The organism is Virgibacillus sp. 6R (assembly GCF_001895305.1).
In the GTDB taxonomy this organism is placed as follows: Bacteria; Bacillota; Bacilli; order Bacillales; family Amphibacillaceae; genus Virgibacillus; species Virgibacillus pantothenticus.
The window spans coordinates 2,059,297-2,085,667 of sequence record NZ_CP017762.1; the positions used below are offsets into that span (position 1 = coordinate 2,059,297).

The 26,371-nt window shown below is 38.8% G+C and carries 22 protein-coding genes and 2 pseudogenes; 8 read left to right on the plus strand and 16 right to left on the minus strand.

Translation table 11 applies throughout. From position 1 onward, the window contains the following. Window positions 1–50 precede the first annotated feature (50 nt). The 3 genes from pstC to pstB are packed head-to-tail and all read left to right on the plus strand — an operon-like array spanning window position 51 to window position 2,715. On the plus strand, window positions 51–956 hold the full coding sequence (gene pstC / locus BKP57_RS09290; RefSeq protein ID WP_373314152.1) for a phosphate ABC transporter permease subunit PstC: 906 nt from the start codon (window positions 51–53) through the stop codon (window positions 954–956). Window position 957: 1 nt separating this feature from the next. Beyond that, window positions 958–1,842: a phosphate ABC transporter permease PstA gene (gene pstA, locus BKP57_RS09295; RefSeq protein WP_050350819.1), complete on the plus strand. Its 885-nt coding sequence runs from the start codon at window positions 958–960 to the stop codon at window positions 1,840–1,842. A gap of 15 nt (window positions 1,843–1,857) precedes the next feature. Further along, a complete protein-coding gene (gene pstB, locus BKP57_RS09300) occupies window positions 1,858–2,715 on the plus strand; it encodes a phosphate ABC transporter ATP-binding protein PstB (RefSeq protein WP_050350818.1) in 858 nt (285 codons plus the stop codon). A 740-nt stretch (window positions 2,716–3,455) separates the two neighbouring features. Here pstB and BKP57_RS09305 read toward each other — a convergent pair. Both BKP57_RS09305 and BKP57_RS09310 read right to left on the minus strand, forming a co-directional pair. Continuing rightward, complete coding sequence (locus BKP57_RS09305; RefSeq protein ID WP_050350817.1) at window positions 3,456–5,174, minus strand: methyl-accepting chemotaxis protein; 1,719 nt, start codon at window positions 5,172–5,174, stop codon at window positions 3,456–3,458. Between the two features lie 547 nt (window positions 5,175–5,721). Continuing rightward, window positions 5,722–6,350: pseudogene (locus BKP57_RS09310) on the minus strand (zinc-binding dehydrogenase); the annotation flags it as partial. Between the two features lie 514 nt (window positions 6,351–6,864). On the opposite strand from BKP57_RS09310, the gene BKP57_RS09315 reads away from it, so the two are divergent. The 3 genes from BKP57_RS09315 (at window position 6,865) to BKP57_RS09325 (ending at window position 10,543) form a co-directional block, all read left to right on the plus strand. Continuing rightward, window positions 6,865–8,358 (plus strand): potassium/proton antiporter, encoded by a 1,494-nt coding sequence (locus BKP57_RS09315; RefSeq protein ID WP_072741404.1) that lies wholly within the window; start codon window positions 6,865–6,867, stop codon window positions 8,356–8,358. Between the two features lie 667 nt (window positions 8,359–9,025). Continuing rightward, window positions 9,026–9,823 carry an N-acetylmuramoyl-L-alanine amidase gene (locus BKP57_RS09320; RefSeq protein WP_072741405.1) on the plus strand — a complete coding sequence of 266 codons (798 nt, stop codon included), beginning with the start codon at window positions 9,026–9,028 and terminating at the stop codon, window positions 9,821–9,823. A 450-nt stretch (window positions 9,824–10,273) separates the two neighbouring features. After that, the gene (locus BKP57_RS09325) at window positions 10,274–10,543 is read left to right on the plus strand and encodes a YesK family protein (RefSeq protein WP_072741406.1); all 270 of its coding nucleotides are present in this window, start codon (window positions 10,274–10,276) and stop codon (window positions 10,541–10,543) included. 365 nt (window positions 10,544–10,908) lie between these two features. Here the strand turns inward: BKP57_RS09325 and BKP57_RS09330 are convergent, their stop codons facing one another. The 9 genes and pseudogenes from BKP57_RS09330 to BKP57_RS09370 form a co-directional block, all read right to left on the minus strand. Continuing rightward, entirely contained in the window at window positions 10,909–11,766 is an 858-nt protein-coding gene (locus BKP57_RS09330) for a Cof-type HAD-IIB family hydrolase (RefSeq protein WP_072741407.1), read from the minus strand. A 179-nt stretch (window positions 11,767–11,945) separates the two neighbouring features. Then, a complete protein-coding gene (locus BKP57_RS09335) occupies window positions 11,946–12,818 on the minus strand; it encodes a class II fructose-bisphosphate aldolase (RefSeq protein ID WP_072741408.1) in 873 nt (290 codons plus the stop codon). A 1-nt stretch (window position 12,819) separates the two neighbouring features. After that, window positions 12,820–13,284 carry a PTS sugar transporter subunit IIA gene (locus BKP57_RS09340; protein WP_156875309.1) on the minus strand — a complete coding sequence of 155 codons (465 nt, stop codon included), beginning with the start codon at window positions 13,282–13,284 and terminating at the stop codon, window positions 12,820–12,822. 22 nt (window positions 13,285–13,306) lie between these two features. Then, complete coding sequence (locus BKP57_RS09345; RefSeq protein WP_072741409.1) at window positions 13,307–14,716, minus strand: PTS fructose transporter subunit IIC; 1,410 nt, start codon at window positions 14,714–14,716, stop codon at window positions 13,307–13,309. Window positions 14,717–14,722: 6 nt separating this feature from the next. After that, on the minus strand, window positions 14,723–15,643 hold the full coding sequence (gene pfkB, locus BKP57_RS09350) for a 1-phosphofructokinase (RefSeq protein WP_072741410.1): 921 nt from the start codon (window positions 15,641–15,643) through the stop codon (window positions 14,723–14,725). Between the two features lie 301 nt (window positions 15,644–15,944). Further along, on the minus strand, window positions 15,945–16,724 hold the full coding sequence (locus tag BKP57_RS09355) for a MurR/RpiR family transcriptional regulator (protein WP_050350809.1): 780 nt from the start codon (window positions 16,722–16,724) through the stop codon (window positions 15,945–15,947). Between the two features lie 361 nt (window positions 16,725–17,085). After that, window positions 17,086–18,063: a ring-cleaving dioxygenase gene (locus BKP57_RS09360; protein WP_050350808.1), complete on the minus strand. Its 978-nt coding sequence runs from the start codon at window positions 18,061–18,063 to the stop codon at window positions 17,086–17,088. A 273-nt stretch (window positions 18,064–18,336) separates the two neighbouring features. Beyond that, window positions 18,337–19,047, minus strand: coding sequence for an HAD family hydrolase (locus tag BKP57_RS09365; protein ID WP_072741411.1), 711 nt, complete (start codon window positions 19,045–19,047; stop codon window positions 18,337–18,339). Between the two features lie 207 nt (window positions 19,048–19,254). Continuing rightward, window positions 19,255–19,635 (minus strand): annotated as a pseudogene (locus BKP57_RS09370) (DUF1801 domain-containing protein). 190 nt (window positions 19,636–19,825) lie between these two features. Here BKP57_RS09370 and BKP57_RS09375 point away from each other — a divergent pair. Next, window positions 19,826–20,893 (plus strand): ABC transporter permease, encoded by a 1,068-nt coding sequence (locus BKP57_RS09375; protein WP_050350806.1) that lies wholly within the window; start codon window positions 19,826–19,828, stop codon window positions 20,891–20,893. A 3-nt stretch (window positions 20,894–20,896) separates the two neighbouring features. After that, a complete protein-coding gene (locus tag BKP57_RS09380; protein ID WP_050350805.1) occupies window positions 20,897–21,580 on the plus strand; it encodes an ABC transporter ATP-binding protein in 684 nt (227 codons plus the stop codon). Between the two features lie 164 nt (window positions 21,581–21,744). Here BKP57_RS09380 and BKP57_RS09385 read toward each other — a convergent pair whose 3' ends face one another. From BKP57_RS09385 to rpiA, 5 genes are all read right to left on the minus strand, one after another. Further along, complete coding sequence (locus BKP57_RS09385; protein ID WP_050350804.1) at window positions 21,745–22,170, minus strand: pyridoxamine 5'-phosphate oxidase family protein; 426 nt, start codon at window positions 22,168–22,170, stop codon at window positions 21,745–21,747. A gap of 71 nt (window positions 22,171–22,241) precedes the next feature. Next, a complete protein-coding gene (locus tag BKP57_RS09390) occupies window positions 22,242–23,618 on the minus strand; it encodes a DUF2254 domain-containing protein (RefSeq protein ID WP_050350803.1) in 1,377 nt (458 codons plus the stop codon). A gap of 445 nt (window positions 23,619–24,063) precedes the next feature. Further along, window positions 24,064–24,681, minus strand: coding sequence for a 3-hexulose-6-phosphate synthase (gene hxlA, locus BKP57_RS09395; protein WP_072741412.1), 618 nt, complete (start codon window positions 24,679–24,681; stop codon window positions 24,064–24,066). An 18-nt stretch (window positions 24,682–24,699) separates the two neighbouring features. Next, on the minus strand, window positions 24,700–25,677 hold the full coding sequence (locus BKP57_RS09400; protein WP_328219339.1) for a sugar kinase: 978 nt from the start codon (window positions 25,675–25,677) through the stop codon (window positions 24,700–24,702). A 4-nt stretch (window positions 25,678–25,681) separates the two neighbouring features. Beyond that, entirely contained in the window at window positions 25,682–26,365 is a 684-nt protein-coding gene (gene rpiA, locus BKP57_RS09405; protein WP_050350800.1) for a ribose-5-phosphate isomerase RpiA, read from the minus strand. Window positions 26,366–26,371: the final 6 nt, after the last annotated feature.

Genomic DNA, 26,371 nt, shown 5'->3' on the forward strand with positions numbered 1-26,371 from the left:
TGGCACTGGACAACAAGATAGACAATCAAGACAAAAGAAGTATTCAAGATATGATTGCTAAGAAGAAAAACGGAAAAAACTTAACAAGCATAACCGAAAAGGTGATGCCAGCTCTTCTCTTCTTAATTGCTGCTGTTTCCATCCTTACTACGATTGGAATTGTCTATACACTTTTAATCGAAACCATTGAGTTTTTCAAACGTGTACCGATTATGGACTTCTTTACTGGCACTGTACTAAAACCATTAAGTCAAAATCCTGAATTCGGTGTACTGCCACTTATTAACGGTACGATTATTTCTTCCATTATTGCCATGCTCGTTGCTGGGCCGATTGGAATCATGACTGCTGTTTTCTTAAGTGAATATGCGTCTGAACGTGTTAGAAGAACACTAAAACCAATGCTTGAAATTCTTGCTGGCATACCAACCATCGTTTATGGTTTCTTTGCTTTTACGTTTGTCACACCGCTTATACGCGAATTTTTTCCAAGTGTGGAAGCGACAAATATTTTAAGTCCTGGACTCGTGATGGGTGTTATGATCATTCCAATGATTGCATCGCTTTCTGAAGATGCAATGACATCTGTTCCCAACGCAATGCGTGAAGGTGCACTTGCATTAGGATCTACCAAATTAGAGGTTACATTTCGCGTCGTCATTCCCGCCGCGCTTTCTGGAATCATTGCATCCTTTGTTCTTGGTATTTCCCGTGCAATTGGTGAGACGATGATCGTAACTATTGCCAGCGGAAGCTCGAAAAACTTTACTTTTGATATTACCCAATCTATGCAAACAATGACAGCTTATATTGTCGAAGTATCCGGTGGAGAAGCACCCGCTGGTTCAACCATTTATTACAGCTTATACGCCGTTGCCATGACGTTGTTCGTATTTACGCTTATTATGAACCTATTAGCAAGATATGTCTCTCGTAAGTTCAGGGAGGAATACTAAAATGAAATATGTGGATACAAACCAAGTTCAAAAAAATATGAATGGTCGTTTACTAAAAAATAATATATTAAAGTCTGTGTTCTTTCTTGCTACCATTTTCGGCTTAATCGTTCTGGCTGTGTTAATTATCCGTGTTATTATCCAAGGTGCTAGCTGGATCAATATGGATTTTTTAACAAATAAATTATCTACTTCTCCTGACCGTGCCGGGATTATGGGTGCAATTTTAGGAACGTTTTGGCTCATGGTCGTCGTCATTCCTGTGACACTTATTCTCGGTGTAGGTACAGCCATCTATTTAGAGCTGTATGCGAGAAAAGGGCGTTTCCAATCTTTTATTCAAACAAACATTGCCAATTTAGCCGGTGTACCATCCATTGTTTACGGAATTCTCGGGATGACTATCTTTGTCCGTGCCCTTGATTTCGGGAACGTTGTATTAGCAGGTGGTCTAACTATGTCATTGCTGGTCCTTCCGATTATTATTGTCGCGGCCCAGGAATCTATTCGCGCAGTTCCGCAACACCTAAGTGAAGCATCTTACGGTATGGGAGCTACCAAATGGCAGACGGTAAAAAATATAATTCTCCCTGCCGCATTACCCGGTATTTTAACAGGGTCCATCCTATCTCTATCCAGAGCCATTGGAGAGACAGCACCACTCGTTGTTATCGGTATTCCTGCTTTACTCATTCCTTTTCCTGGTGGGATTATGGACAGATTTACGGTGCTTCCAATGCAAATATATTACTGGACGATTGATTCTTCCTTAGTTGAAGAATATGCAAACTTAGCTGCGGCAACGATCATCGTATTGCTCGTATTGCTCTTTCTTTTAAATGCGACAGCCATCGTTATCCGTAATAAGTTTCAAAAGCGATATTAAAAAGGAGTGAACTAAATGGCTACGTTAACGAAGCCCAATGTGAACATAAAGAATCATGCGAATACAGAACAAAAGTCAATTACAGAAACCGTAGCGACGACAAAGCAAAACGTGAATAAAAAAATTGTTTACGATACGAAAGATTTAAACCTATGGTATGGCGAAACGCATGCTTTAAAAGACATTAACCTGTCCATTTACGAGAAAGAAGTAACAGCGATTATTGGCCCATCCGGATGCGGAAAATCAACGTATTTGAAGACGTTAAATCGCATGGTTGAACTCGTTCCTAGTGTTAAGACTTCAGGTGTCATTACGTATAAGGATAAGAGCATCCTGGATAAATCTTTTAAAGTAGAAGATTTACGCACAAGAGTCGGGATGGTATTCCAAAAGCCGAACCCATTTCCAAAATCGATATATGATAATATCGCCTACGGTCCAAAAATACACGGCATTCGCAACAAAAAAATTCTCGATGAAATCGTGGAAAAAAGCTTGCGTGGCGCTTCTATCTGGGATGAAGTAAAAGATCGTTTAAAAGAAAATGCATACGGACTTTCCGGTGGACAGCAGCAACGTATCTGTATTGCCCGCTGTTTAGCTATTGAACCAGATGTGATCTTAATGGATGAGCCGACTTCAGCACTTGATCCAAAGTCAACCTTACGTGTGGAAGAACTCATTCAAGAGTTAAAGAAAGACTACTCTATCGTCATCGTTACACACAATATGCAACAAGCTGCACGCATTTCCGACCGTACCGCATTTTTCCTTAATGGAGAAGTGGTGGAATATGATGAAACAGATACGATCTTCACGAACCCAGCGGACAGTAGAACGGAAGATTATATTTCTGGTCGCTTTGGTTAAAAATCAATATCTTTTTCGAAAGCTTACTTAGGTACGAATAGCTTTTCACGTGTGAAAAAGCTGTTTCTAACCCCTTTAACGAAAAATAAACGTAGAAACAATACCTCCCCATTTATAAATAAAAAATCCTGTTCCATGATGGAGCAGGATTTTTCGTGTATTGTTTACAAATGGACTACTCTTTCCGTTATTACTTAGCTAAAAAGGTTTCAACTAGTTGAATACAAGTTCAGCGCTAGTACATAGGAACAAAACTATAAATCTTCTTATCTTATCCCCTACTGCTTGTTAGTTCCACAAGAATGAGACTTAAAGGGATCTGAACAGAATCGGGAATTTGATTTGCAATTCGATGCTCCGTTTATCCTCTGAATTCACATCGTAGGAATTACAGGGCAGGTCTTGCTGCCAGTTACATGTGGGGCTTCAAAAGCTAGCATAAGTAAGCGATTTGTAGTGCTATACCGTTAATATATATGCAACGTTAGCAATAAAATAAGCTGCTTATTTTATCAGCATGTTTTACAACTAAGCTATAAAGTGAATCTTCAATCAGTAGGGGCTTCATTCATCCCCTACTGATGGTTAGATGAACGAATCGGGCTTTAGGTGCTGTTATCTCCCACTTAGACCAGTACAGATTATCCAACTCCTAAAGTGGGAGCCTTTACAGCACCTTATATACGGGATAAAAACAACGATAGTCCTTTTATGAGACGTCGATAATGATGTCTATACCTTTATGAAATATTGAATTGCTTCGTATGCTGTGACAAGACCGCGGCTATTTCAGTCAAGCGTTTGCCAACCTGTTGGTTTGTCTTGAGCTGGGTTACTTGTTCATCACTAGTTGTCAGCATTTGTTCCGCACTAGCCAAATTTTCCTGTGAAACAGAAGAATAACTAATGGCCGCCTCCTCTAACCCCGGCAACATCTTTCCTACCGCTTGTACTTCTTCTTTCATGACTCGTAATTGCTTCCCAACCTGTCCGATTTCCTGTAGTAATTCATCAAACGACACTTTTGCTGCTTCTGACATCGTTAACGTCGTCTTCGTTTTCGCAAGCATTTGATCAAATTCTTTTACAGCTGAGGCTGTATTTCCTTCCATACTAGTAATAGTGGCGGTAATCTCTACTGCCGCCTCTGACGATTGCTCCGCTAGTTTGCGCACTTCCTTGGCAACGACGGTAAATCCCTTTCCAGACTCGCCTGCGCGGGCTGCTTCAATACCAGCATTTAACGCCAATAATTTCGTCTGCTCCGCAATTCCTTGTATGATATCAACTAGTTTCGTAATAGCTTTGGAATCATTCCGAACACTATAAATGGTATTCGTCAAATGTGTAAAGTCCGACTCAAAGGAAGTGATCGTATCAATTAGCTCGCCAATATGCCGTTCACCCGTTTCTGCCGATTGATTCATCACTTGTGAACTTTGATCCAATTGTTCCATCTGTACCATTGTTTGCTCTACATTTCCCTTCATAGTATGAAAACGTGCCATACTCTCTTCTGAACTCGCTGCTGTCTGATCCGCTCCGTCCTTTACGACATGAATTGCCTGCTTCAGCTGCTCACCAGAATATAAGCTTTCGGCTGCTGAAGCTTGCAACTCTGCCCCAGCCTCATTTAAATCCCCTGTCGTTGCCTTGATATCTTTAAGTAACGTGCGCATATAATGGATCATCGTCGTATAACTTTTATGTAAAGATATGAACTCAGGCAATGTCGTCTGTAATGAGTCTGGTTCCTTCATTTCCCCTGACCGTACTTCCCGCATCGTCTCCCGCAAAACGCCGAGCGGCTTCGTTAAACTACGAACAAACCAGGCAATCACTACACTCGCGATCATGGTACTGATCAAACTAATGATTACCGTATCAACAGCCATTCCCTTTACTGGCCCCATATAGGAAGAAGTGGGCACAAGCAGTACATACATTCCTTTAATCTCTTTCATTTCCTGAAACGTTAGTGTATAGTCCTTTCCCGCAATTTTTTTATGTAAAAGCCCATGCTTTTTCTTTTCTAATTCTTTAACCAACATTTTTGAAATCGTCGGCAGCTTTCCCTCGCTTTCTTGAAGTGGTACAACTTCTCCTGACTCTATGTAAAAGTATTCAGAAGGTATCCCTTCTTCAGCCAGCTTCTTTTTCTGTTTACGAACATTCGCATTTAATTGCTGTCGAAAATACTCGTCATCACTCACATATAAAAACTTAAGATTTTCTGCAATATACCCCATCAGTTCCGTCTCGCGCTCCAATCGATTTTCAATAGAAGATGTTGCCATCTTCTTCGCCTGTACGTAAGAGCTAATTCCTACAGCCGTCACTGAAAGAAGTAATAACACAATAAATAAAATCAACAATCTGCTCCACAAACTAAATTTAGTTTGGATGTTTTTGGCGAACGAAAAGAAGCCTTTTAGCCAGAATTGTCTATGTTTACCCAAACGAAATACCCCCTACTTTATACCTAAATTTACTCTTAGTATATCAATTGAATGTTAAGGGAATGTAAAAAAATGGTGACGGTTGAAAGAATTTGTTATGCGTTGTCCTAACATTATATACGACATCTTTTATAATCTTCACTTTATAAAATGATCCTTTAATCAGTGGGGGTTTTCCTTCATCTTTCACTGATTGTTAGAAGAACGAATTGGAATATTTAGGTGCTGCTATCTCCCTCTTAGACTCGTTGCAGTATGGGTTACAAGTTCTTGAAGTGGGAGTCTTACAGCAACTTATATGCGGGATAAAATTTATATGTATGGAAAAATATCATATAACCTATAATTAACTCTTAATAAGGTTTTAAACAGCTTGCTCAATGGTCCACGTGTTTTATCGGTAACCAAGTTTTCATTATTTCCAAGCAATTTTTCATGCTTGGAAAAGACATAGCTTTAAAAAATGCAAAATGCTTGGTTACATGGAAAAAGCAAGTGAGACATATCCCACTTGCCCTGCAACACTAGTAATAAAACTATTCTGTTCAGATATGATTAATTTTAACGCTTCCGTTTTTGCCGAATTTTCAAAAACGTCGTATGCTTGTAACATATCATCAAATGAAAATCGGTGTGTAATCAGCTTTTCAGGCTGCAATTTCTTCGATTGAACTGTTTTCAAGAGCATTGGAGTGATACTCGTACTCACCAATCCAGTTGTTAAACGAATGTTTTTAATCCAAAGTTCTTCAAGGTGGAATTCAACTGATGTTCCGTGAAACCCTAATACCGGAATCGCTCCACCTGGCTTAATAATTTGTTGGCAAATTTCAAATGTGGCCGGCACTCCGACTACTCCCATTGCAAATCTACACCTTGTCCACCTGTTAATTCCATAATTTTCTCTACTGCTTTTCCGTCAGAACTGTTAATCGTCTGCGTCGCACCAAATTTTTTAGCTACTTTAAGTCGATGTTCGTCCAAATTAACCATTATTATTTCTGCAGGTGAATAAAATTGTGCTGTTAGCAATGCAGCCATACCAACTGGACCAGCTCCAACCGTTTGTCCAGGCTGAACCTGTCCATAGAGCACACCTATTTCAAAACCAGTTGGAAGAATATCACTTAACATAACTAAAGCTTCTTCATCTGACCCATCAGGAATGTGATATATAACCACCTTTTAACATGAAAGCTAGCATAAGCTCTAATCGGTTCTATATGATAAACATGCTACTTCCTTTTTTGCTCATTAACGTATTCGTTTGGTTCTCCCTCCCCATAGCTGTTGCTATTTTTGTATGGGCTTTTTCGTCCATTGCGATGCTCTCCATGGTTTTGTGTTTCCTTAAATTGCCGTTGTTTATTTGTCAATTAAACTCTTCCTTTCCACATATAAATGTTATTAAAAAGTATTGGTAAAAATGATATATGACTTTCGTCGCTTTCGTATAGCTTTCACCAAATGATGCTTCCCTATTCTCATTGTTACTTTGAATAATTCTTACAAAAAAATCAACTTAACCCTCTGCTATTTTCCTTTTAACTTTACATTAAGTATTGGTAATCTCCGCTTACGTCTTCCTGAATATAAGGAAAAATCACATCAATAGGGTGTGCATTTTTGTTCAAAATGGGAAAATAACGATATAATAGAAATAGATTGTCTTTTGGAAGGATTGTTCAACATGGAGTTATCACTACAGATGCTTATTTTTCTTTTTTCCGCCATGCTGATCGTTGGCGTTCTGGCAACGAAATTCTCCTCTAAGCTTGGGCTACCCGCTCTTGTTCTTTTCCTCTTAATCGGGATGGGGTTAAATGAATTTATCTTTTTTGAAAACGCTCAACTCATGCAATTAATCGGGATTATGGCATTAATTATCATTTTGTTTGAAGGTGGGACGCAAACAAAATGGGAGTTAATGCGTCCTGTGTTAGGTGCAGCTGGATCGCTTGCAACACTTGGCGTTCTGCTGACAACCATTGTGACAGGGTTTGCCGCCATGTATATTCTCAAACTTACTTTATTAGAAGGGATGCTATTTGGAGCTATCGTTGGCTCGACTGACGCAGCTGCCGTTTTTTCCGTACTTGGGAATAAAAACATTAAAGCAAAACTAACATCCACATTAGAGGCAGAATCTGGATCTAATGACCCAATGGCTGTTTTTCTTACTGTTGCTTTTATCGAGTTAATTCAAGTCCCCGATGCGTCGATATGGACAACTATCGGCAGTTTCTTTTTACAAATGGGATTAGGTCTCATACTCGGGTTACTGCTTGGGAAAGTTACTGTCCTCATTATCAATAATATTAACCTCGATACTTCTGGGCTTTATCCGACGCTTGCGATCGGAATGGCTACCGCTACTTATTTTATGGCTGATTTTTTAGGCGGAAGTGGTTTGCTCGCTGTTTATGTAATGGCTGTTTTTGTGGGAAATAGTGATTTAATGTACCGTTTCTCCATTTTACGATTTAGCGAAGGCTTTGCCTGGATGATGCAGATTCTTATGTTTATTTTGCTCGGCTTATTTGTTTTTCCAGAGCAGTTACCTGCTATCTTTTGGCAAGGTGTATTATTGACGCTCATCCTTATGTTCATCGCAAGGCCGATTGCAGTTTTTATTTCGATGATCTTTATGAAATATAGTTTAAAAGAGCGATTGTTTATCTCTTGGGCCGGTTTAAAAGGTGCTGTACCTATCGTATTAGCTACGTATCCTATTATTGCTGATGTAAAAAATAGCGACCTGATTTTTAATTCCGTCTTTTTCGTTGTCCTTATCTCAGCACTCGTACAAGGGAGTACGTTATCCTGGCTCGCTTCCAAGCTTGGATTAACCGGCGGAAAAAATGATCCAACGAAACCGACTATGGAACTTATTCATTTGGGTAAGACCGAGGCAGAGATTATGGAGGTACATATTTTCTCCAAGTCTCCCGCTATTTATCAAACTTTAAATGATATAGAACTGCCAGATGACACACTTATTATTGGTATCATTCGGGATAAACAAATTATTACTCCGACCGGCGACACCGTTATTCTAGAAGATGATACATTATACGTATTAAGTAATCGAAAGAATAGAATTAAAGCAAAGAACGTACTTCTAGGAAACACGGAGAAAAAAGTTCCACAAAAGAAACAACTTAAAAAAGAAGCAGAAGGATAATCAGGTGGCTGAATAGCGTTCGCCTGATTATTTTTTATCGCAATAAAGTGAACCTTCAAGCCGTGGGGGTTTTCATTCATCCCCTACTGATTGTTAGAGGAACGAATCGGGTATTTAGGTGCTGTTATCTCCCACTTAGACTTGTTGCAATACAGATTATCCAATTCCTGAAGTGGGAGTCTTACAAGTACCTTATATATGTGATAAACATGTTATAGTTCTGATTGTTAGGGCGTGTGTAGGTGTGGTGCTTGCTTTATGTTCCCAGCATTTGCGATGAGCGAACTGGATCTCTGTATGAGATAAAGCCAAGCTACCGTCGTTCTATTCAAGTGATGTTTATACTCTGATGAGTTATTTGATTCTGTTATCCTGCTTTTTCACCGGAGTGACCATTTGGCAAAACCGGTCAATAGACTACCCTACTTAAACATTTCAATTCCGCTATGCTAAATGTTTTCATCCTAAACAGAAAAAATTCGAACTTTTGTCTATATACATAGAAAATCGACTATACTCATGCCCCTTCTCCTATACTTCCTTCGAATATAACGACGAAAAGGCGCAGACAGAAATGGATTTTCGTTTAAAATAATACGGTTATCCAATTCGATCTTTTACGACGTCATACGCTATTATGGATAAAATCAATTTGGGAGGAAGATAGATGAAAATATTCGTAGATCCTGGACATGGTGGTTCGGATAATGGAGCTTCAGGCAATGGATTATTTGAAAAAAATGTAACATTGGACATTGCCACACGTATACGTAATATACTGATTAATGAATATGAAAACGTACAAGTGAGAATGAGTAGAACGACGGATGCCACTGTTAGTCTCACGCAACGTACGAACAACGCAAATAACTGGGGTGCAGATTATTTCCTTTCGATTCATTGCAATGCGTTTAATGGTACAGCAAGAGGGTATGAAGACTATATTCATTCTTCCCTTTCCAGCGGCTCACAAACTGGCCAATATCAAGACCAACTTCACGAGGAAATAACAAAGGTGAATCAGTTAAGTAATCGTGGACAAAAGAAAGCAGACTTCCATGTGTTGCGAGAATCATCTATGCCCGCATTATTAACAGAAAATGGTTTTATTGATAATGCCAATGATGCTTCGCTTATGGGAAGCACTTCCTGGAGACAAGCAGTTGCAAGAGGACATGTGAATGGGTTGGAGCAGGCATTTAATTTGCAAAAAAAGGAGAATTCCAATGTCATTTTTCGCATTATCGCTGGATCTTTCCAGTCAAAAGATAATGCCGACCAACTTGTCAATATGCTAGCTGCAAAAGGTATTCAGGCTTTTGTAGCACTTGTAAGAATATCAGGCAGGAACTGGTATCGTGTACAGGCGGGTGCTTTCTCCAATCGAACAAATGCGGAAAATCACTTAGAACGCGTTAAAAAGGCTGGCGTTACTGATGCGTATATCATTCGTGAAACACGGTAAACCCTAATAGTGCGTTGTTTCAACGCGCTTTTTTTAAAAGATAAGCAAGTATAAAATGAAGGTGCTTGGGATAACGAAATAACCGATTAGCCACGCCCGGCGCATGAGCCCAGCAACGATGCGACTTCACGAAATCACCCTACGATAAGTCATCACGGTTCGTCGCTAAGGGGAAGGCCGACTAAAAACGGACTTGCCACCCGACGTCGGCATACCCCTGTTTTAGTGGCATGATTCCTTTATCTTTAGTTGAACCGTTCCATTCGCTGCGTTGCTAAACGGGCGCCCTGCGCCTTTGTTCATGTGTAACATTATACCGTTTGACTTTAGTCGTTACGTGTGGCAATATATGTCCACCATTCATACGCTTAAAATAAGAATCTGTTAACGATGAAAAAATGTGTAATTTCTGAAATAGAACTACGATTGGAGATTGGAGGATGTTTAACCATGTATAGTAATTTATTTGAAGCTTGGTGGCCGATAATCCTTGCAGGCGTAATAACAGCTTCTTCTGTCGTTATTTTAGCACGTTATATACGCCGTACCATTCTGTATTTACTTACCACCATTGTAAGCCTTATCAGCTTTATGATACTTATTCTAAGTATATTTACTATTGGTGAGTGGGCCGGCATGGGTATTGGAATGTTTGCCATTTCAATCTTACTGGGAGTAAATATTGGCGCCTTATGTAGCTTTTTGGTGAAGCAAAAATAATCTACTCTTTAACTAGCCTCGTTAGTGGAAATCTTCAGCTCTCACCGCGATAGTTTTCCATTCTGGTGAGCGGTTTTTTCAATTCGCTCTCGCTTCGGTGTGCAACTTTCTTGCTACGATGCGCAACTTTTCCGCTTCGGGTGCTCGACTTTTTCGCTGTGTTCGGCTTTGCTCGTTCCAATGCTTTAGCTTATGAACGATTTCGAAGCCTACCTGTTTACTTTAAGGTAGCCAGCTATTGCATCAACTCAGCGCTTCATTTCAATCTGTTCCTCTGCTTGTCCAACCTTTTTGTATACGAATCAAAAAAAGCACGTGGCCCATCCTTCGCCTTGTACTTTTTCATCTCCCAGCGGTCAACAGACTTATTCTTCCCCAAGCACATAACGTCTAATGGCGTATGCAACACCATCTTCGTCATAATTCAATGTTGTGTGCGTCGACTGCTGTTTCACTTCTTCTTCTGCATTTCCCATGCTAATACTTACCCCTGCGGCTGCAAACATAGAGAGATCATTAAAATTATCGCCAATGGCAATTGTATTTTCCATGGGAATGTCAAAATGATGTGCCATTAGCTCTAGTGCATAGCCTTTACTTGCTCGAGGATGAGCAATTTCAAGTTTTTCTCTACCTGATGAAGTTATAGATATACCACCTTGTGATTCCATGAAATGTTGTAACTGGTTACGTTTTTCATCAAGCAACGAAAGAACAAATATTTTATAGATGCCTTCATAGTTTGAAACAACTTTCTCATACTGATCGACAAACTGTAAGTCATGTTGGCTATGTTGGATGGCGATCGTTTGTTTAAGGGTTTCAGAAGTATAAGCTACATCATGACCAATTTGCTCCAATTCTTGCCATAATATGTTTTCCATATCCTCTTCCAGCAAAACACCTTCATCTACATACACTTCATAGTATAATTGCAGCTCTCTTAAAATTGGAATGATACGCTTTACAATTTCTTGATCCATATATAACTGGTGCACCTGCTCACCACGATGAAATGAGGTTGCACCATTACCTGCAATAATCGGGCAGTCTAATGCGGAAAGCCGCAAGATTTCCTTCGTATCTGGAAGTGATCTACCAGAGGCAATAGAGACGATATGTCCCTCCTGCTGTGCTTCTTGAATGGTCGCTATATTTGCATTACTAATTGTTCCATCATCAGATAATAAGGTCCCGTCTAAATCAATGGCTATTAATTTCATGGAGTAGCCTCCTCAATTTATTTGGCAGCGAAATGTAATTTTCGCTTATTCTTCCTCTATTATTATACCAAAAGGCCTCTCCCAATGCTTAGGAAAGACCATTCGGTAAAAATTTAATAAATAAGAGCTGCAAAGGTTAAGCATCAGACTAGAAACTTATTTTCTAGCACAAGCAGCGTTTATTTTATTGGTGTAGCTGCAACTTTTCCTTCACTGCCTACCATCTTTATTTTAGAGATAACCATAGCTTTGGCAGCTTCTTTCGCTGTTTGTAAATAAGCGCGTGGATCGAGACTATCAGGTTGTTGCGAAAAATGCTCTCTAATTGCAATGGAATAAGCATTTTTTAGCTCTGTTGAAACATTTACTTTTGCCATACCTAACGCTACACATTTACGCACATCTTCCTCTGGTACAGCCGAACCCCCATGTAATACAAGTGGAATATCTAGCATTTTACTAATTTGTTCAATACGGGTAAAGTCAATATCAGGTTCACCTTTATAAATACCATGAGCTGTGCCTATCGCTGGGGCAAGTGTAGGTACACCTGTTAAAGCAACAAATTCTTTACATTCTTCAGGCACTGCTTTTTGAGCGTCTTTTTCGGAGACAACAATCTCTTCCTCTACCCCACCTACTTTTCCTAATTCGGCTTCTACATTAACTCCTAAGTTAGCCGTTAGTTCCATGACTTGCTTCGTTTGTCGTACATTTTCTGCAAATGCATGTCTGGAAGCATCAATCATAACGGATGTGTATCCAGCTCGAACAGCTTGTTTAATAACTTCATAATCTGTACAGTGATCTAGATGAAGACCCGTTGGAACACGATAGTAATCCGCAGCTGCTGTTGCTACTTTTACAATATTTTCTGCCCCAAGTGATTTCACCGTGCCAACGGTCGTTTGTAAAATAACCGGTGATTTCATTTCTGCCGCTGCTTCTAATACCCAATAAATACTGTCAAATGAATGTACATTAAACGCTACAATTCCATAATTTTCGTTTTTAGCTTGTTCTAGCATTGGTGTCGTTGATATAAGTGGCATATTAATCGTCCTCTCCTGAGATAGCTTGACTAACGATATTAGCAAGTTCTGTTGGTGTTGTTGCTGTTAGCATGGATTGTCTTATTTCTTCATTCATTAATGCTCGTGATAAAGCGGATAATGCTTGTAAATGCGTTGTTCCCGCTTCTGACTTCGGAATGAGCAGAGATAGAAAGAAAAATGCAGGCTTGCCATCAAATGATTCCCATTCGATCCCCGTCTCTGTCCGCACAATAATAATTGCTGGTTGGTTGACTTCATCCACTTGCGTATGTGGGATTGCAAATCCTTCCTGAAAACCAGTTGTGCTTTCTTTCTCACGTGCTTTCAGTCCAGCTACAATTGCTTCTGCTGATTGTGCAATGCCATTGGCAACTGCGATATCCGCAATCGCCTGAAACACTCCTTGCTGTGAGGTTGCTGTTGCTTGTAGCTGAATACATGCTGGTTGGATTATTTGTTTCATTTTTCCATCATCCTTCCTTCATTTATTTCTGGGCTGCTTTTTTGCGATACATACCATAAAGCAATGCTCCTACCATGGAACCAATAAGAATGGCTATTACCCATTGAAATGCTCCTGTTACAACAGGCAGAACGAGAAATCCTCCGTGTGGTGCTGGAACTTGGACTTTAAACAAATACGTTAGCATCGCCGCTATACTAGAACCGAGCATAATAATTGGCAACACAACAATCGGATTCTTCGCAGCAAATGGTATCGCTCCTTCTGTAATGTGAGTAGACCCTAAAATAAAGTTCACCGCACCAGCGTTACGTTCTTCTTTAGTAAAGTATTTTGGAAACAATACCGTAGCAAAGGCAATAATTAATGGAGGTGCAATACAAGCTGCGGAAACACCCGCCATGAAATATAAGTTACCTTCAGCAAGTAACAATGTGCCAGTAACATACGCTGCCTTGTTAAATGGTCCACCCATATCAAATCCGCACATCGCTCCAACAATTAAACCAAGTAATAGTGGATTCGTTGATTGAACAGATGCTAAAAAGTCCATCAATCCTTCATTTAATCCGGTAACTGGGATAATAATTGGTTTCATAATGATACCGATTAAAAAGATTCCTAACACAGGGTACAAAAAGATCGATTTTAGTCCATCTAAGGAACGTGGTAAACCTTTTAATAGCTTTTGCAAAAGGATAATAATATAACCAGCAATAAATCCAGCTAAAATTCCTCCTAAAAATCCGGCGCCGCCTTGACTCGCTAATAAACCACCAATAAATCCAACAACCATACCAGGTCGTTTCGCAATGGACTCGGCAATAAATGCCGCTAAAATAGGTACCATTAGGCTAAAACCTAAGTCGCCAACTTCTTTCAATAAGGCAGCGAATTCATTGTATTGCTCATGCTTTGGATCTGCAGAATAAATTCCGAATAAAAACGATATCGCAATGAGCACCCCACCGCCAACGACGAATGGGAGCATGTGAGAAACTCCGTTCATTAAATGTTTATAAATGGCGTGAACCCATTTACGGCTATTTCCTTCTGGTGCTCCATCTTGAACTATCTCTCCTTCATCAGTTCCTTCATAACCAGATGCGTAGTAAATAGAAGCCTTGCCTTGTAAAATTTGCTCAATTAGTCCCTCAGGATCTTTAATCCCTTTTGAAACGGGAACATCTACTACCGGCTTGCCGTGAAAACGGTCTGCCTGTACATCCTTATCAGCAGCAATAATAACACCATCTGCTGCTTTAATTTCTTCGGGTGTTAATGCATTTTCAATTCCCACTTGTCCATGTGTTTCCACTTTTATTTCTACATTCAACTTCTCGGCTGCTTTTTGCAACGCTTCGGCAGCCATAAACGTATGTGCAATTCCAGTTGGGCAACCTGTAGCAGCAACAATTTTCTTCTTGGTCATGCTGATTTACCTCCTTAAATGTTGAATATCAACGTCTTTAATTAAATCTGGAATATCTCTTAAATCACTTAATCCTTTTGAAAAAGCGGTCGATGCACCTGTCGCTACCGCATATACTAATGCCTCATCTATAGAAGCGCTGCTAAGGGTTTGGGCAATATACGAAGCCAGTAATGCATCACCAGCACATGCTGTGTTGACAACTTTTCCTTTCGGAGAGCTCGCTTTCATAATCTTCTGCTTATCGATATATAATGCTCCTGCTTCTCCTCTGGAAATAATGACATGTCTTGCACCTCGTTGAATTAATTCCTTGCCATATGCTATCATTTGTTCTTCAGATAAAGATACTTCTTCTCCAAATAGCTGTGCTAATTCCTCTTCATTTGGCTTTAAAAGGTATGGCCTATAAGCAAGCGTCTCTAAAACAGCTGGAGAGCTGGAATCAAGGATCAATTTCAAATCATTTTCATTGCATATTTTGGCAATTGAAACTAAAATCTGATCCTCCACTCCCCTTGGTAGACTTCCCGATACAATAAGCGTGCTTTTAGTCGGAATTTTCTTTATTTTAGCCAACAGCTGATTTACAGCCTGTTGATGAATGACCGGTCCCCGGTTGACGATTTTGTATTCTTCATTCGCATTAATAAAGACATTAATACGTGTATTGCCTTCTACTTCAATAAAATCTGTTGCAATCCCCAGCTTCTCTAATTCTTCTTTAATAAATTGTCCTGTGAATCCACCAATAAATCCTAATGCCGTATTTGGTATCCCCATCTTTTTCAACATTACAGACACATTGACGCCTTTTCCGTTTGGCTGGTAATCCTCATCGTACGTTCGGTTAACTGTATTTGGTTGTAACGCTTCCATTGCAACGTATAAATCGATCGCTGTATTCATCGTGCATGTATAGATCACAGCCTCACCTTCTTTCTTTGTTGTTAATTTAAGTATTGCACAGTTTTTTATGTAAATGTTTTCAGTTTATGTAAACCGGGGCACAGCGAATAAAAACATGGTGAGAGAAATAAAAAATCATTGTAGAGTAGGAGGAAAAACAGCATAACCCCCTCATGGAGAAGTTAGGGCTAGAATATACGTAATATCTAAATTTCATTCAAATGGGTGCTTACAATAAAAAAGCCACTTACCGAGAAAAGCTATCTTCCAAAAAAGATGCTTATTCTCTATAAGTGACTGTTCATTTTATGAATCACATTTATTTCCCTGTTCGTATGACATACGAGTCGAGCAATATCCGCGCAATCACATTTAGGGATAAACGAGAGCGGACTTCATATTCAGGAAACAGTGAATGCTCCGTTTTATAGCCTAATAATGTCATGTCGGATAAGCGACTTAATGACGAATCTACTTTAGTTGTTAAAGTAATTGTTGTTACTTGACGAATATTTAAATTTTGACAAGCCTCTACAAGTTCGGCAGTTTCTCCATTTAAAGAAACAAAAATGGCTATATCATGTTTCGTTACTTTACGTGATTTCACGCGAATAATATTTGGATCCTCATGCGTCTCACAAATTTTATCTAATGCTTGCAGCTTAATCATCATTTCCTTCGCAATCATCTCAGAAAAGCCGCGGCTAAAAATATAAACTCGCTTCGCGTTGTATATTTTTTGTACGACATCCTCAATCTGCCCAATGCTTTGCAATTGAATTGTTCGCAATACTTCTTCTTCGTTTTTCTTGATTACCTGTTTAATATCGTCATCAATATCTGTTAATGAATCATTCTCGTCTAACATTTTTTCATCTTGCTTCAACCGATATTTAAATGAGGTATAACCGTTATATCCCATTTTTTTCATTAACCTTACGATTGTAGCTGTAGAAACATTGGCTCGCTCACTAAGAGTGACAATGGACATATCAGCTATTTCATCCATATGCTCATGGATAAACTCAAGTAAATAGCGCTCACTTTGACTAAGCATGGAATATGTTTGATGGGGAATATTGAATAAAGGTTTGTCCATGATAACCTCCAATTATAGGATAATTAATAGGGGTGTCAAAACGTAAAAAGTTATGCTTACCGTGTTTTACAACCTATTCATATTATGCTAGATCCTTTTAAATAATAGCTTCCCTCACCTTCCTTTAAAAAATAAAGATGAGGCTCATTTTCTTTAAAAAATTCCAATAGCTATAGTAGTAATCTGAACTTCTCTAGTCAAGGAAAGTATTCTTGTAGCTCAAGTGAGTAGAAAATTTTTTTCAAAGCACCCTAATATTTATACATCATTCTAAACATCTATGAATACCATGACTAAAAAGACAGGCAACTACGTGGATCAGATAGCCTCCTCAATCCCCCCATGGCAAAACGCGTAAATACTATTCTTTCGTAAATGTAATGGTGCTTCTTATTGTGTCAATTGGGCGCACCATTTGTTCGATTTGCTCCCGCTTCGATTCTAAAAATGGTGGTAAAGATAGCTTCTCTCCTAATGTTTCATACGGCTCATCACCCATAAATCCAGGACCGTCCGTGGCAAATTCAAATAGGATTTGCGGGGCGACTCTAGAGTAAAGCGACTCGAAGAAATGCCGATTCACATAGCCAGAAGTAGCCAATCCAAAGTTTTCCATGCGTGTCGTCCACTTGTCTAACACCGAACGATCATCTACACGGAAAGCTACATGATGTACCGTTCCGTAACCTTGCCGTGCATTTGGCATTGTATTATTGGGCTCAACAATAACTTGGGCGCCATTCCCCCCTTTGCCTACTTCAAATAAATGCAGACCGTTTTCTTCTTGCATATACTTAAACTGCATTACTTTTTCCAACACTTCTTTAAAAGAAGTGAAGTCGGCAATGCGAATAAAAACGGGACCTAAGCCGGTAATCGCATACGTTAATGGGATCGGACCTTTTTGCCATGGTATCCCTGCCTCGACTCCCTCGTTACGCTCATCAGAAATCAGCTGATATTGTTGATCATCAAAATCTACAAATGCTAACGTTTTCTTGCCAAACTGTTCTTGAATACCGGTATGGTTCACTTGCAAACGCTCAAACCGATCGACCCAATACGTAAGTGCTTCATCTGAAGGGACACGAAAAGACGTCTTATAAATTTCATTCGTTCCATGTGAGCCTTTTGGAATACGAGGAAAATCAAAAAAAGTCATATCTGTCCCTGGATTGCCTTTATCATCAGCAAAGAATAAATGGTATGTTTGAATATCGTCTTGATTGACTGTCTTTTTAACTAAACGCATGCCAAGTACATACGTGAAAAATTCATAGTTCTTCTCTGCACTGCTTGTAATCGCCGTTACATGATGAATTCCTTTTAATCCTTCCATGTAGCATCCTCCTCCATCATTTATTATGAATTAAAGTATTTTTAATTCATAATAAACATACCATAATAAACCTATTAAGTCTACTGAAAATGTTAGCCTCAGCCTTTTTACATGCTTTAGGTATTCGCTTGTGACTTTGCTCTATCTATTCATGTACGAAAAAACCCCTTATAGCAAAAAAGCCTAGAATAAGGAGTAATGAAATTATTATTTGCTTGAGCCAAAAAGGTTAGTTATAACGAAGATTAGCATGAAAATTTTCATCTAGTAGCGTTAAGGCAAAAGATGGAATAAGTAATGCTTTAATTCTTCTGTAGAATACACTGTTTTTGTTGCTATATTAGAATCATTTGCTGGCGTTTGCTTCGTTAAATTCACCAAATTCAGCCAAACCGCGCTCCAGCCTGCTTGATGGGCACCAACCATATCGATAGGATAGTTATCGCCTATATACCAAGCGTCCTGTTTAGAGAATTGAAATCTTTCCTCCGCTCGGTTAAAAATTTTCCGGTCCGGCTTTGCAGTACCTTCCTCTTCAGAAACAATGATCTCCTTATCAGTGAAATATGCGTCTAAACCTAGAGTTCTCACTTTTTTCCGTTGATGAAGGGAAGGCCCATTGGTAATAATTAGTAATTGAATACCTCTTTGTTGCAAATACCGCAATATTTCCGCTATATGCGGCCTTAATGATATTTCTTCCTGATTGTTTTTATACATCGTTTGAAACAATAAAGCTTCCTGCTTATCAATGCCAATATTAAATTCACGTAATGTCTCGCGAATACGAAATACATGGGATTGTTCTAACGAGCTTTGCTTTCTCGCAACCTGTTCAAATCCGATATCACTATATTTTTGATAAACAGGATAGAGTTGACTAAATTTGAATTGCTTTGTAGCTGTAAATTCTTGAAACGTCTTCTGTAATGGCAAGGTTCTGTCGTATAAGGTATCATCTAAATCAAAGGCAATGATAGTCATTTTTCTCCCCAACTCTCATATGAATACTTGTGAAAAGCGTATCAAATTATTAAGGTTTGTCAAATGAAGCATAGAAAAATATGGTCATGTTTATAGTTTCTATGACGTCTACCCTAAAACTCGAGACGACATCATTTTACAAGCTAGCAAAAAACTTCGCTCTTGTGATTTTGCTGCGAGCTGCCTACGTTTCAATCCGCCAGATACTTAGTTTAAGGATACATATTGCCAGGTTAATTGCTTTAGTACTTTGATCTCAATATCCGCAAGCTGATTAACATAAACACAAGCTTTGCCACTTTTATGTTTGCCTAACTTTTCTAGCAGGGCGGGTCGTTCTTCATCTCCCGTGGAAAAATATAAGCTGAAACGAGTTTTTCTTGGAGAAAATCCAGTTAGCATCGCATTCCCTCTATACCCACCAGGATATTTATAATGATACGATTCAAAGCCGATCATATGATACCCAGTTGTTTCGGTAAAAATATCCAACAGTCAATACGCAGCCTCTTGCTTCAGTGGATTTTCTACTTACTCAATAAATTCGATCACAACGCCATCATTCTCTTTGGTTTTTAACTCGTACATCTCGTTCGTCCTATTTTCCCCACCTAGTTGGCTGTAATTAATAAATAATTCTTCTTCTACTTAGAATCACCATCTTCCAGCCTTTTTATTATACATAAGTCCATCTGCTTTGCTTCATGAAAGGATTCTTATACAATTATTAGGGATATAATTTATGTATGCGGAACATTTTGCCGGGAGGGGAGAAACAATGTTTTTAGCTTGGAATGAGATAAAAAATAATAAATTACGCTTCACTCTAATTGTTGGTGTATTAATGCTCGTATCCTATCTCGTTTTCTTATTATCTGGTTTAGCAAATGGATTGGAAAACATGAACAAAGCGGCAGTTGATAAATGGAAAGCCCAAGGGGTCATTTTAACAGAGGAATCAGATTTCAATCTTCCTCAATCCAGTTTATCGCTCGATGACTATGATGGTGAAGGAGCAGTTGAATTTGCAAGTTTAGCCCAGATTAGCTCGATTGCAACTTCAGGGAACAATAAATCAAATGTAACGATCTTCGGTATTGACGCTGATGAATTTATTATGCCCAACGTTACGGAAGGTGAAGCGTTTCAACACGCTAATGAAGTCGTCGCAGGTGATTCCCTAAAAGAGGATGGCTTTAAAATTGGCGATGAACTTCGACTATCTTCAACGGAAGAAACATTGACCATCGTTGGCTTTACTGATAACGCAAAATTTATCGCAGCTCCTGTGCTTTATACCGATTTACAAACATTACACAACGTTCGTTACGGGGAAGCTGCAGAAGCATACAAAGATCAAATAAATGCATTTGTCATTCGTACTGATGACTTGGCCAATGTAAATGTAAAAAAAGAACTGCAAGTCGTGGATACTACCACATTTATTGAAAATCTCCCCGGCTACTCTGAACAAAATTTAACGTTAACATTTATGATTTATTTCTTATTTGTTATCTCAGCAGTGGTATTGGCTATTTTCTTATATGTGCTTACCATTCAAAAAATAAGTATCTTTGGCGTCATGAAAGCGCAAGGAATATCCAGTAAATACTTAGCAGGATCGGTAATTGCACAAACCTTTTTACTAGCATTTGCTGGGGTGATTCTCGGATTTCTGTTAACGATGGTTACAGGAGCCTTTTTGCCAGATGTCGTTCCAATTGTTTTTAAGTATTTAGATTTACTTATCTATGGCGTTGTGCTTGTCTTCGTGTCTATATTAGGAGCACTATTCTCCATTCAAACGATTGTAAAAATTGATCCACTGAAAGCGATTGGGGGTTAAAGGATGTCAGTTCTTGAAATGAAACAGGTTCATAAAGTTTTTGGTTCCGGGCATACAAAAGTAGAAGCTCTGAAGTCAACGAATTTTTCCGCTCATAAAGGAGAGTTAATTGCTGTCATTGGACCGTCTGGATCAGGTAAAAGCACCTTTTTAACAATTGCTGGGGGCTTACAACCCCCTACGAATGGCCATGTGTTTATCAATGGTACAGATATTACCGAATTAAACGAGAAACAGCGGTCGGTAATCCGCTTGAAAGAAATCGGCTTTGTCTTACAGGCATCCAATTTAGTTCCATTTTTAAATGTAAATCAGCAAATGAAACTGTTAGATAAGGTAAAAAAAGATAATTTACCTGCTGAAAAACTGCAGGAACTATATCAAACGTTAGGCATTCATAAGCTATTAAACAGTTTTCCATCTGATTTATCAGGGGGAGAAAAGCAACGTGTAGCAATTGCCAAAGCGCTATATACAAACCCAAGTATTATCCTTGCCGATGAGCCAACCGCTTCGCTCGATTCTGATCGGGCATTTGAAGTCATGGAGATGCTGCAGGAAATAACTACAAACAGTAACAAAACTACCATTGTCGTCACCCATGATACGCGGCTGATTGACTATTGCAATAAAGTGTATAACATCACCGATGGGAGGCTCTCTTTACAAACAGAAACAGCACAATGAAATTAGCATCACTGAAAACTTAAACTAGCCAGCTTCCATTGACAATCGTCAGAAGCTGGCTGATAACATGGGTTAGAATCTCGCCAATATTTTAACGGAATACGCAAACTGATAGCTTATAACCGATATTTTAAACCGGATGAGAAAATATTTTCATCTTACTGCTAGAGCTCTAATTCCTGTGGGGAATCCTCCCCTTTTTTATTCATCAATCGAACATGCAATGGTTGTATTTCCAACACAGTTAAATCGGGATCATCCGGTCCTTCAAAATACATTTTTGCGTGGGCACTCCATAGTTGTTTCTTTAGCTCAGGAGAATCGTTTACTTTTACCTTGCCTTCATATTCCACAAAAGCGTCCCCAAATCCTTCTCCTTCATAGCCGAGAATGATATGTGTATACGGATTTTGTTCAATATCGGTCACTTTATCGGTTTGCTTACTAGTTAGTGTATATAGCATTAAATCATCATGGTAAAATGTCATATACCGAGAATGTGGCATACTTCCTTTCACTGTCGCCATTGGTCCAACAAGATCATCCTCCAAAATCTGCTCAATTTGTGCTCGTAAATGTTCTTGATTCACTTTGAACACTCCTTCCTCAAATATGCTTTATCATTATTATTCCTTTCTCTATTCATCTTAAACACCTCAACTTACTGCGTATCTTCTTTTAAGTGCCGCTCAATATACTCATAGCTCGCTTCATTACCCGTAATAACCGCAAGCTCTTGTAAATGTCGTAGTAATAATTTTCGATCCAAATCAAAAATAAACTCCGTATAGATATGGTCGATGGTATTAGTCGCAAAATCCCATATAACGGTATGATTTCTCTTATCTACTGCCCCTGCCAGTCTTGTTAATGCTTCAATGATGTTTGTTATGATCGGATAATTCTTTTGTGCATAATGTCTAATTAATCCTAGTCCTTGATAGAGATGAAATTCGAAGTCATCTACACCTAGTATTAAGCGCACCTGGTTTTCCTCATCCACAAGATATGGGGAGAAGGTTGCTTTGTTCTCCAGAGTTAATAACAAATCCGCTACTTGGTAGATGGTGTTGGCAGCTGTTTTTGGATCATCATTTCCAATCGCCTTAATGGCGATTTCCGCCAGTTTATTTAGTCCAAATTTCAAGTCTTGAATTTCTGTCTCCTTATGCCCCATACGAATCAAATGCAAATAGTCTTTTTCATTAACTTTGGGAGCACCAGGGCCCCAATACGTAAATAATTGATTGCCCTGTAATACATAACTGCCTGGACGCACTTCCATTTCAACAATAATGTCATCTTCTTTTGCTTTTTGCAGCAAATCCTTAAATAAAATAAGCTGTACATATCCGGATATAGGTGATGTAACAATTTGTTTTTTTGCTTTCCATTCTCTATATAGCTCTCCTGGTTTTTCCGTTCTCAACCGTTGCAAATCTTTGGTAAAATCTCCTTCGAGCATCTCTTCCGTTACACGCTTCATTGTATCGGTAATATTATGCACTTGCATCCACGTAGTGGCATGATTAATAAAATAAATAAACGTCACTGCAGCAAAAAAAGCAATCCCAACCGTAGCAAATGGAACAGCTACATAATATTTAACTGGATTACTGCTGATTGCTAAAAACATAATTAGTACGTAAACAAAGCTACCGTTAAAAATCCCTAGTATATGTTGTGTCTGCTTATCTTTTACAAAGTTTTGCAGCATTCTTGGTGAAAACTGTCCACTAAATGTCGTTAGCACAACGAGTAAGGAGTTTAATGTAAATGCACTAAGTGTTAATACGCCGCCAATCAATGCACTAATTAATGATCTAGTCGTTTCAAATGTGGCTTGAAAGCCGTCATATGTATATTGTGCTATCCCTACCCCCACATCAAGATAAACCGTAATCGCCACAAGAAAAAATGTACAAATAATATACAACAGTGGCGTTCGCCATAATGTGAGGCGGAGCTCATATTTTCTTTCTGTTTTGGACATTTTTAAATACTTACTTATTGATGGTGGCAACCATTTTACTAGCATACAAATACACCCCTACCTTAGAAAAACTTGGTTTATCGCGAATGCTTTCTTATAGTAGAACAAAATATTTTATCATACATCCTTTTTTACTATATTTGTGTTACTACCCCGTTTTTTTACAAGTTACACTTTTGCTATGTAATTTGGTATAAGCTAACAAGTAAAAGCGCAGGAAAAAAAGGTACGCATACGACTGAAACTAACAGACAAATGCGTACCTCAGTACCTCTCTATAATCTATGATGTAGCCTTAGTTGCTACTAATCAATTTGTGTTTATTTATCCCGCATATAAGGTGCTGTAAGACTCACACTTCAAGAAATGGAGAATCATACCGCAACAAGTCTGCCAACACCTAGATTCCCTATTTCGCAAGCGGCCTTAGGTCATACCATTACGGTACTAACCATCAGTGGGGGATGAATAAGCCCCCACTGATGGTTCACTATTGTAGTATCGATTTGAATAATTTTGCTGTTTTATCAGGATTTTCTGTTTTTGTTATAGCACTACCAACAATGATAATGTCTGGTTGATATTTTTTAATCTCTGGTACCATTGTTAAATTAATCCCTCCTGCTACAGCAACATTAAACTCCAAACCCTTCACTAGGGAAAACAATTCCGTGCTAAAAGAGGTTTCTTTTTGCTCATCTTTTCCAACATGTAAACCAACTAAATTTACGCCTAAATCCTGTAATTCATTCATTCGTTTATCTGAATTTATACCTAATAAATCCACTAGAACTTGTTTGTTTTCCTTCTTAGCAACTTCCAACATATCTATAATCGTTTGGTTTGACGAAAAACCCATTGCTGTCGTTATATCTGCACCAGCAGCAAATGCCTGCTTTGCCTCATGCTTTCCTGCATCGCAAGTCTTCATATCTATAAGTAATATATTATGCGGATATAAATCTCGAATCTTTCGAACCAAAGACATGCCGTACTCTTTAATAATTCCTGTTCCTATTTCAATAATATCTACCATTTGATGCGTATGAGCAAGAACTTGAAGACACTCTTCCTTTGTTAACCTATCTAAAGCTAATTGTAATTTTATTGTCTTCCCCCTCCTTGTCTATCGTTCGATCCGTTCTACTTCCCCAAGTTTTTGCTGCACTTCCTCATAGTATGGCAAACCTTCATTATCCCCAACAACACTAATAACCATGGAACCGATGGTATTTGCCACATGCAGAATTTTGGTTAATTCCCAGTTCTGGGACAGCCCATAGAGTACGCCAGCATTAAAACCATCACCTGCACCGACTGTATCAACAACTTTTATAGCTTTCACAGGTTTTGCTTCCACTATTTTCCCTTGGTAATACCCAACAGATCCTCGATCACCTTGTTTTACCGCTACAAAAGAAATACCTAAATCCTTTGCTTTATGGATAATCGCTCTTGGCTCTTTTTCACCAATAATGATATTCATTTCCTCATCACCAGCTAATAGTATATCTACCTTTGGCAAGATTTTCTCCAAAACAGAGCGTGCCTTTTCCTTTGTCCACATCCGCAAGCGAATATTAGGGTCAAACGAAATCTTGACATCATGCTTTTTTGCCAGTTCTATGGCTCTTTCCATTACGGTAATATGGTGGTCACCAATAGCTGGGTACACCCCTGTCAGATGTAGTATTTTTGCTTGTTTAAAATAGTTTTCATCCAAATCGGAGGTTGATAGAGTGGCCATTGGTGATTTATCGCGATAATAAAATGTACGTGTACTGCCATCCTCCATCCTCTCTTTAAAGTTTAAAGAGGTTGGATATCCGTCAACGAGGTGAAGCTGTGACGTCTCAATACCCTCACCACGAATAAAATGTCGTATATAACGTCCAAATTCATCGTTACCTAATCTGCTGATATATCCTGCCTTCATACCTAAGCGCGAACAGCCAATAGCCAAATTAAGTTCGGCTCCGCCTACTCTTTTTTCAAATGTGTTCACAAACTGAAGGGGACCTGCAGAACCTGGGTTAAACACAATCATTGCTTCACCTATTGTTATAATATCTAGCATTATCTGCTCCTCCGTATCTAGTTGCATTTTCCTAGTGTGTGCTAGTCATCTTTTCAACCACTTCATTTCTAGCCGATATAATCATATCCGCCATATTGATAAATAGTCCTGTCTCAACAACCCCGACCAATTGTTTTAGCTGCTGGTGCAATCGCTCAGGTTCATTTATTGTTTCAAAAGCACAATCTAAAATATAATTCCCATTATCAGAAATGAACGGATGCTTGTCCGCCATTCGTAAAACAGGTTTACAGCCAAACGTCTCTAAATATGCTGCGGTTTTTTGCCAACCAAATGGAATCACTTCAACAGGGAGAGGAAAATTCCCTAATTGCGCAACTCTTTTTGAAGCATCGACAATGATTATCAGCTTATCCGCTGCTTGTGCGACAATTTTTTCGCGAACTAGAGAACCGCCACCTCCTTTAATTAATTGAAGATTAGTATCCACTTCATCTGCACCATCAATGGCAATGTCAATTTTTGTTGTCTGAGAAAAATCAGTTAGTGGAATTCCATTCTCTTTAGCTATCTCTGCTGTCTGTTTAGAAGTCGGAATACCTTGAATTTCTAACCCGCTGTGTACATGATGTTTCAATTCTTCTAAGAAGTAATTCATAGTAGACCCTGTACCAAGTCCTACTGTCATTCCATCACGAATGTAATTCACTGCTGCCTGCGCAGCTTTTTGCTTACTTTTGTCTTTACTTTTCATTGTAAG